General features: G+C 40.6%; 7 protein-coding genes. 1 reads left to right on the top strand and 6 read right to left on the bottom strand.

The annotated features are described in order from the left end of the window. Positions 1-340: 340 nt before the first annotated feature. The gene (locus B3E00_RS06350; protein ID WP_293886574.1) at positions 341-1,363 is read left to right on the top strand and encodes a LacI family DNA-binding transcriptional regulator; all 1,023 of its coding nucleotides are present in this window, start codon (positions 341-343) and stop codon (positions 1,361-1,363) included. Between the two features lie 140 nt (positions 1,364-1,503). Here the strand turns inward: B3E00_RS06350 and uxuA are convergent, their stop codons facing one another. The 6 genes from uxuA to B3E00_RS06320 all read right to left on the bottom strand — a co-directional run bounded on the left by uxuA (position 1,504) and on the right by B3E00_RS06320 (position 7,959). Further along, positions 1,504-2,664 carry a mannonate dehydratase gene (gene uxuA, locus B3E00_RS06345; RefSeq protein ID WP_293937701.1) on the bottom strand — a complete coding sequence of 387 codons (1,161 nt, stop codon included), beginning with the start codon at positions 2,662-2,664 and terminating at the stop codon, positions 1,504-1,506. A gap of 12 nt (positions 2,665-2,676) precedes the next feature. Beyond that, the gene (locus B3E00_RS06340; protein WP_293886576.1) at positions 2,677-3,495 is read right to left on the bottom strand and encodes an SDR family oxidoreductase; all 819 of its coding nucleotides are present in this window, start codon (positions 3,493-3,495) and stop codon (positions 2,677-2,679) included. Positions 3,496-3,600: 105 nt separating this feature from the next. After that, positions 3,601-3,762: a cbb3-type cytochrome oxidase assembly protein CcoS gene (ccoS, locus tag B3E00_RS06335; RefSeq protein WP_209579138.1), complete on the bottom strand. Its 162-nt coding sequence runs from the start codon at positions 3,760-3,762 to the stop codon at positions 3,601-3,603. A 5-nt stretch (positions 3,763-3,767) separates the two neighbouring features. Beyond that, the gene (locus B3E00_RS06330; RefSeq protein ID WP_293937699.1) at positions 3,768-6,161 is read right to left on the bottom strand and encodes a heavy metal translocating P-type ATPase; all 2,394 of its coding nucleotides are present in this window, start codon (positions 6,159-6,161) and stop codon (positions 3,768-3,770) included. A 9-nt stretch (positions 6,162-6,170) separates the two neighbouring features. Next, positions 6,171-7,541 carry an oxygen-independent coproporphyrinogen III oxidase gene (gene hemN / locus B3E00_RS06325; protein ID WP_293937697.1) on the bottom strand — a complete coding sequence of 457 codons (1,371 nt, stop codon included), beginning with the start codon at positions 7,539-7,541 and terminating at the stop codon, positions 6,171-6,173. Position 7,542: 1 nt separating this feature from the next. Beyond that, complete coding sequence (locus tag B3E00_RS06320; protein WP_293886579.1) at positions 7,543-7,959, bottom strand: lactate dehydrogenase; 417 nt, start codon at positions 7,957-7,959, stop codon at positions 7,543-7,545. Between the last annotated feature and the right edge of the window lie 27 nt (positions 7,960-7,986).

Below are 7,986 nucleotides of genomic sequence, written 5' to 3'. Positions count from 1 at the left end.
ATTGCATGCAGCAGGCAGCGCCGAGCTGGACGTAAACGGCTGCAAACATGGTCGTGTCGGGCGGCCAATGGAGGTCATTTAAAGCTACATCATATCATGCGTTAGTTTAGGGTTTAGTTAGGGTTTAGTTAGGGTTAGTTTAGGTTTAGTATAGGTAAAAGCTATACTAAACCTAACTTAAGGCTAAACTATAGGTAAACAAAAACTACACTAAGGGATAAGAGGGTGGTAACGGTGTATTGCGTAACATGCCTGCTACAGAGTAACAATGCAAGCATATAAAAATGCTTATATATATTTTTTTATGTAGATTTATCTTCTTAAAATAACCAACAAAGCGATGAGCAGAACTACCCTGAAAGATATAGCATTGGCACTCAATATTTCTGTTTCTACGGTTTCCAAAGCATTATCGGACAGTTATGAAATAAGTGAAGCCACTAAAAAGATCGTTCAGGAATATGCCAAAAAGCATAATTTCCAACCAAATAAGTTGGCAAGAAGCTTAAAAATAGGAAAGTCCAACACCATAGGAGTTATCGTATCCAATATCAGCAATACATTCGTTTCACAAATTTTGGATGGGATCCAAATAGCCTCTCAGCAAACCGTGTATGATGTTATTTTCATGCAAAGCCGGGAAGACGAACGGATTGAGAAAAATTGTATTGACGTCTTGCGTATGCGTGGAATTGATGGCTTAATGATAGCTCCGGTATCTTCAGATTCAAATATTGATGAACTAAAAGCATTGATAAAATCTCAGATACCAGTTGTTATCTTTGATCGTATCAACCACCAGCTTGATACATTTAAGGTGGGTGTCAATAATTTTCAAGGCGCCTACAATGCCACAAAGCATCTCACCGAGCAGGGTAAAAAAAGTATATTGCATATTACGGGAAAGAACTTGGGTGTGGCAACCGAAAGGTTAAATGGCTTTATATCTGCTTTATCAGACGCGGGAATTCCTTTTGATAATAAACACTATATTGAATGTAGTTTGAATAACACCAAAGATATAGACCAAACAATTCGAGAAGTTTTGCTAAAAGAATGTATTGAAAACAAAAATATCGATGCAATTTTCGGTGCTACAGATGTTATTACAACCCGGACGCTGGGTATTTTGGCCGATCTTCAGATCCAGGTTCCTTCTGAGGTAGCTGTAATTGGCTTTTCAAATACACAAATTGCAGCTTCATTAAATCCGGCACTATCCACAGTTGTACAGCCAGCAATAGAAATTGGGGAACTAGCGACAAACAAACTAATCGCCACCATTAATCAAACAAGACCAATACATGAATTTGAAACGATTGAGCTCCCGACACAGCTTATTATTCGCAAATCTTCCCTATAATGTTTGCCATTATAGTGTTTGTCCACATAATTAAAATAAAAGTCGGAAAATAAGAAGTAAGCGCCCCTATTTTCCGACTATCATTGCGTCTGATCTAAATTACCGCATAAGATCCCTAATCTTTACGTGAATTATTGGCATCATTCACCAATAATACCATATTCTAAACCCCGCAATTCAGCTAGCCCTCTCAGTCTTCCAATCGCAGAGTATCCTGGATTTGTCACCTTATTTAGGTCATCCAACATCTGATGGCCATGATCGGGCCTGAATGGAATAGCTATCGATCTCAATTGATTTTCAGCAACCAATATCTTCATAATTTTATACATATTGACATCACCATCCAAGTGGTCTGCTTCGTAAAAACTCCCGATCGCATCCTTCTTCACATTACGTAAGTGAACAAAGTTTACACGCCCTTTGATTTTTTCTAGGATAGCTGGCAAATCGTTTGTCTGACTGGCACCCAATGATCCTGTGCAGAAACAAACACCATTGAATTGCTGTGGAACTGCATTTAGAAAGTAGTCAAAATCTTCGCCGTTACTGGCAATGCGGGGTAAACCTAAAATAGGATACGGTGGATCATCTGGATGAATGGTCATACATATACCGTTCTCCTCACAAGTCGATGCAATCCCCTGAAGGAAATAGATCAGATTATCGCGTAAACCGTCTTTTCCAATATGTTTATAGGTATTAAGGCTCGCTTTCAATGCGTCCAATTCCACACTCTTTTCTCCGGGGATTCCCATCAAAACAACATTTGCCAATTCCTGCTTTTGCTGTTCAGAAATTTCATCATAACGTAAAGTCGCCTGTTTGACAACAGCTTCTGGATATGCTGACCTAGCTTCATCACGTTTTAATATAAATATATCAAAGAGAGCCAGATCAATCCAATCAAAATATAAGGCTTTTGAGCCATCTACCATGGTTAAATCCAATTGGGTACGTGTCCAATCCAGCACTGGCATAAAATTATAGCAAATCGTCTTGATACCACATTTCGCCAGATTAATTAACGTCATATTATATTTTTGAATATACTCATCCACCTTTGCCCCTTTTGTCTTAATCTCCTCATGTACCGTCACACTTTCCACCACAGACCAAGTAAGGCCAGCGTCTCCAATAATGCGTTTCCTTTCTTGAATATCCGCAAGTGGCCATACCTCACCGTGTGGAATGTGATGTAACGCTGTCACAATACCAGTTGCTCCAGCCTGTTTAATATCCTGTAAAGATACGGGGTCATTTGGACCATACCAACGCCATGTTTGTTCTAGTTTTCTCATCTTAAAACTTAATTATACGCCGCACCATGCATTAAAGCCGCCATCTACAAAAACAGTTTCGCCTGTCACAAAAGCCGATGCATCGCTCAATAAATAGATTAAAGTCCCTTTTAACTCACGCGGGTCACCCAAGCGGTTATAGGGCGTTGCATTAAGAATACGTTTAGTACGATCACTATGTGTACCGTCGGGATTGATCAATAAGTTTTTGTTTTGCTTGGTTAAGAATACTCCTGGCGCAATCGCATTGACACGAACCTGATCACCGTAACGCTGCGCAAGTTCTGTTGCCATCCACTTTGTATAACCATCGATTCCGTGTTTTGCTACGGTATAACCCAAAACACGCGTGAAGGGACGACTAGCAGTAAGGGAAGATATATTAACAATGACCCCCTTTCCGCTTTCTGCAATCACCCGGCCAATAATATGGGTAGGAATCATCGTACCATACAGGTTAAGCTCAATGGCTTTGATGGTATCCTGAATATTGCTGGCAAACAGATCTTGATCGGCACCGATTGTTGCACCTGGAATATTACCGCCAACCGCGTTAACTAAGGCGTCTATTCTCCCCCACTTTTGCAACACTTCATCCTTCGCCCTGGTGACATCCTGTTCGTTCATGATATCTACTTCCACAAATATAGCTTCGCCGCCTAGGGACTCCACTTGCTGAACACGCGCTACACCGATCTGTCCATTACGTCCCAGGATTGCGACCTTGGCCTCTGCCTCGGCTAATGCCTCCACAAATGCCTCACCTAAAATTCCTGTACCGCCCGTAATTACGACTACCTTATCTTTTAATGTAAATGGATTATTATGCATAAATTTTTGATTCAAATTGGTATTTACCCCCAATTTTATTGATAATAACCTTAAATACAAAGAAAAGTAATTGATTTAATTACGATAACGTTTTAGTTACACCACCTATTTTTCATCTCCTTCTGTCATTTCGTCATCAAACAGAATCCGAATAGCAGGTGTATAGGTATCGTTATGCTGACCAGTCTTATTTGCCCAAAAAAAAGCGCATAGAAAAACCAGGGCCAACAACACACTACAACCGATAAGAATATATATTATTTCCATAAGAACTAGAGTTTACGGCGTTTGGCATACCACCTTGTCATAAGACTTGTAAAGGAGATGATGGTTACCGTACTTATTGGCATTAGAATCGCTGCAAATAACGGCGACATAATACCCTGCACTGCAAAGCTCAACCCAATTACGTTATATAATAGTGAAATGCCAAAGCTCATATGTATTACTTTTACCGCATCCTTGCTAAAAGCGAAGAAATCCGGCATTTTTGAAAATGACTCCCCATCGAGTATCGCATCGCAGCCCGGTGAAAAGTTATTGATATCATCGCTTACAGCGATTCCAAGATCAGCCTTGCGCAATGCTCCTGCATCGTTAAGTCCGTCACCAATCATGCAGACATGCTTTCCAACCTCCTGAAAATTTTGAATTGTCTCAAGCTTTTCCATAGGTGATTGATTGAAAAGCAAACTTGCATTTGAAGGAAAAATGAGCTGCAACGCATCCAGGCGTCTATCGTTATCACCAGAGATTAAATGGAGGTGATAATTTACTTTAAAATCTTCAATCAACGCCGAAAGACCATCCCGCCAGGATTGCTCCATAGTAAAGTATCCTTTTAGCTCGCCGCCTATGCGAACAAAAACCACCGACCCATCTGTTTTAATATGTCCAATATCAAGAAAACCTCCGCTACCGATTCTAACTTCATTACCATTTACCTTGGCCTGCATCCCCTTTCCAGGAAATTCCTTAAATTCCTGCACTGCACTAATAGAAGAGACGTTGAGCCACTTGACAATTTCGCGGCTCAATGGATGGCTGGAATTTCTACAAACAGCATTCAGCACCTCTTTGTCGACTGCTGAGAGGCTACCTTCGAAATAAATTGAGGTTGCCTTGGGTGATGATATTGTACCAGTCTTATCGAACACCAAGGTATCAATCGTTGCCATCTGTTCAATGGCAGCAGTATTTTTTACATAGAACTTATTTCGATCAAAAATACTTAACGCCGCAGAAAGGGTAAATGGAGAGCTCAACGCCAACGCACATGGACATGCGATAATCAATACCGCCGTAAAAGCTCCCCAAGCCCTGCTTGCATTTCCATCAACAGCCCAAAATAGCGCTGCCAATAATGCAATAGCCAATAAAACAACAGTAAAATATTTACTTATAAAGTTGACAAAAGTTTGAAAATGTTTGTCATAATCTTTATAATTATCGTTATTCCACAATTTTGTCAAATAAGATTGTGAAATAGGTTTGACTACTTCAAGTTCTATCGCTTCGCCGGTTTGACGTCCGCCTGCATAGATAATTTCGCCCAAGGTTTTGCTCATCGGGCTCGATTCTCCGGTCACGAAACTGAAATCGATCGCAGCATCCCCTTTTAAAAGCATCGCATCGGCAGGGATAATTTCGTTGTTGCGAACCAAGATACGATCACCTACACTGACGTCTGCCAGTTGTACGGGTCTGTCGCCAGATTCGGTCAATACGGTTACTGCGACGGGAAAATAACTGCGATAATCCCGTTCAAACGAGATATGATAATAGGTACGTTGTTGTACCCATTTTCCGATCAATATAAAAAACACCAAGCTGCACAGCGTATCCGTAAAACCTGCGCCCGTCTGTGTAACCACTTCAAAAGCAGAACGCAAAAACAATACAAGAATCCCGAGGGCCAACGGCACATCCAAATTCAAACGTCTTTGTTTCAAGCTCAGGTAAGCCGATTTAAAATAGTCCCATGCACAATACAATAAGACAGGAATACCAAAGGCAAGGTTTATATAACCAAAGAAATTGGCATATTCCTTTTCAAAACTCCCCATTCCAAAATAATCGGGAAAGCTGAAGAGCATTGAATTTCCAAAACAGAAACCGGCAACAGCAATTTTTGCGACCAAAGGATTTAGATTATTCTTATTTCCTTCTTTAACAACATCCTGTAAAGTGATTTTAGGATCATAACCTATATTCACCAAAAGATAGACTAAATCTTTCAGTGGTAGTTCATTGTGATTGAATGTAATGCTCGCCTGCTTTTTCATAAAGTCCACACGCGATTGCAACACATGAGGGTTGAGTTTATATAAGTTTTCCAGCAGCCAGATGCAGGAGCTACAGTGAATAGCTGGAATATAAAAAGTGATGATGGTCATCCTATCATCTTTATAATCCACTAATTTACTGGCAATTTCGGGTTCATCCAGATAAGAAAAATCTTCATGCGTAGATTTGTTGGATTTACCAGGATGCTGATTATAGCGATAGTATTGTTGCATGCCACTATCGTTCAGCACCTGATATACAGTCTGACATCCCAGGCAGCAAAAGTCATGATGATCTAACCGATAGCCAGTTTCTTCGATTTTATCACCACAATGGAAACATTTTTCTGCAAGTTGTACTTCTTCCCTAAGCTCTCCCATTCCTTTGTTCTAAATTGCTTGACTAAATAATTGATTTCGTGTCCTTGAGCGCAATAATCGCTGGTCAAAGGCCATGCAGATATTTCTTAAAAAAGATCGGCCGACAACAGTACAGGCTATAAGGTCGCCCGTTATCGTTACCAAACCGTCCGCTACGAGCTCGGATAATTCGTCTTTAATTTGTCCGTTTAACGGCCCACCTTCCTGCAACTGCACTTTACCTTTACACATCATATCTAAGATATAACGTCTTATAATGAGGTCCTCTTCATGGAGTAAATGCCCCTTTACAACGGGCAAATCGCCTGTTTCAATGAGCTTATAATACTCCTCTACCGTCTTTACGTTTTGAGCAAATGCACCCCAGGCGTCACTGATTGAAGAAACCCCTATACCGATGAGCAAGGGGCTAAATCGATCTGCATAGCCCATAAAATTACGGTGCAATCTTTCCTGTTGAAAGGCGACAAATAACTCATCTTCTTTTTTCGCAAAATGATCCATACCGACATCTTCATAGCCATGCGCCAAAATCATTTTTTTCCCAAGATTATAAAGGGCTAATTTGGCAGCACCACTGGGCAGGTCAGCTTCGGTATAATGCCGTTGACCAGGTTTTATCCAAGGCACGTGCGCATAGCTATAGAAGGAAATCCGATCAGGGCTTAGCTGCATCGCTTTTTGTATCGTATCTTCCACTGTAAACAGTGTTTGCTTAGGCAATCCATAGATCAAGTCGAAGTTAATGGAGTCAAATCCAATTTTTCGCGCATTCAACATAACCAACTCCACTTCTTCCAATGTTTGTTGTCTGTTAATCACAAACTGGACAAGAGGATCAAAATCCTGTATACCCAAACTGAGCCGACGGAATCCCAAACTAAATAAAGTTTCTAAATGAGTGACAGTTGTGTTGGCAGGATGAGCTTCAAAGGAGAATGAACTGTCTGGGGCCACATCTGCGAGTTTGAGAATTCCTTCGATAAGCATCTTCAGATTATCCGGGTGAAAAAAGGTTGGTGTCCCTCCTCCCAAATGTATCTCTGCCAACACTGGCCTTTCGCCATTAAATAGAGCGACATACATTTCCCATTCCTTCAAAAGAGATGCGATATAGGGTTCTTCAACACGATGATTTTTTGTGATACGGGTGTTACAGCCGCAATAGGTACATAGGCTTTCACAAAAAGGAAGATGGATATATAAACTAATCCCTTTTTCTTTCGACTGCTGAAATGTCTGGTACACTTGAGCTGTCCAAGCCACTCTAGAAAATGTTTCGTTATCCCAAAAAGGAACAGTAGGATAGCTTGTATAGCGCGGTGCCGCTACGTTATATTTCCGCACCAATTCTTCCATTTTAACCTGCGTTGTCATCATTTTATTTTAGTTTTTTGGCACAGTCGTCTAAACAACAACAGGCTTTTCCCACACATTTTTCTATCCCCCATAGGTTGAGATTCCGAACAGTTTGCTCAGCCAATCCTTTTGGACTTTGATCTTCAAATGGGGCATTGGCAATCTGTATATTCAGATCGCCAGCCTTAGCGAGATCAATATGAGTAGTATCCTTACTTCTGGTCATAATCTTACTGATTCCTAACCCTTTTAAATTAAGTAGCATGCTCTCGTCCAAAATATCGCTCACGGAAATCACTACCGCATCCTTTCCACGCGCATAGTTCTGTGTTTCCGCATTTAACCCATTTGAAATCAAAGTCAAATCATGTTGTTTGGCATTCGCTAGTGCCCAAAACTCTTTTTCAAATGATCTTACATTATATACTACTACTTTCATCCTGATTCTACAATCACCAATTAAGGT

Source organism: Sphingobacterium sp. UBA5996 (assembly GCF_002429765.1).
GTDB lineage: Bacteria > Bacteroidota > Bacteroidia > Sphingobacteriales > Sphingobacteriaceae > Sphingobacterium.
This window is presented reverse-complemented; position numbering and strand designations above follow the sequence as displayed.

Coding starts and splice junctions, on each gene's coding strand:
- hemN (WP_293937697.1), bottom strand. CDS start 7,541: ATGATGACAACGCAGGTTAAAATGGAAGAATTGGTGCGGAAATATAAC.
- B3E00_RS06340 (WP_293886576.1), bottom strand. CDS start 3,495: ATGCATAATAATCCATTTACATTAAAAGATAAGGTAGTCGTAATTACG.
- B3E00_RS06320 (WP_293886579.1), bottom strand. CDS start 7,959: ATGAAAGTAGTAGTATATAATGTAAGATCATTTGAAAAAGAGTTTTGG.
- B3E00_RS06330 (WP_293937699.1), bottom strand. CDS start 6,161: ATGGGAGAGCTTAGGGAAGAAGTACAACTTGCAGAAAAATGTTTCCAT.
- B3E00_RS06350 (WP_293886574.1), top strand. CDS start 341: ATGAGCAGAACTACCCTGAAAGATATAGCATTGGCACTCAATATTTCT.
- ccoS (WP_209579138.1), bottom strand. CDS start 3,762: ATGGAAATAATATATATTCTTATCGGTTGTAGTGTGTTGTTGGCCCTG.
- uxuA (WP_293937701.1), bottom strand. CDS start 2,664: ATGAGAAAACTAGAACAAACATGGCGTTGGTATGGTCCAAATGACCCC.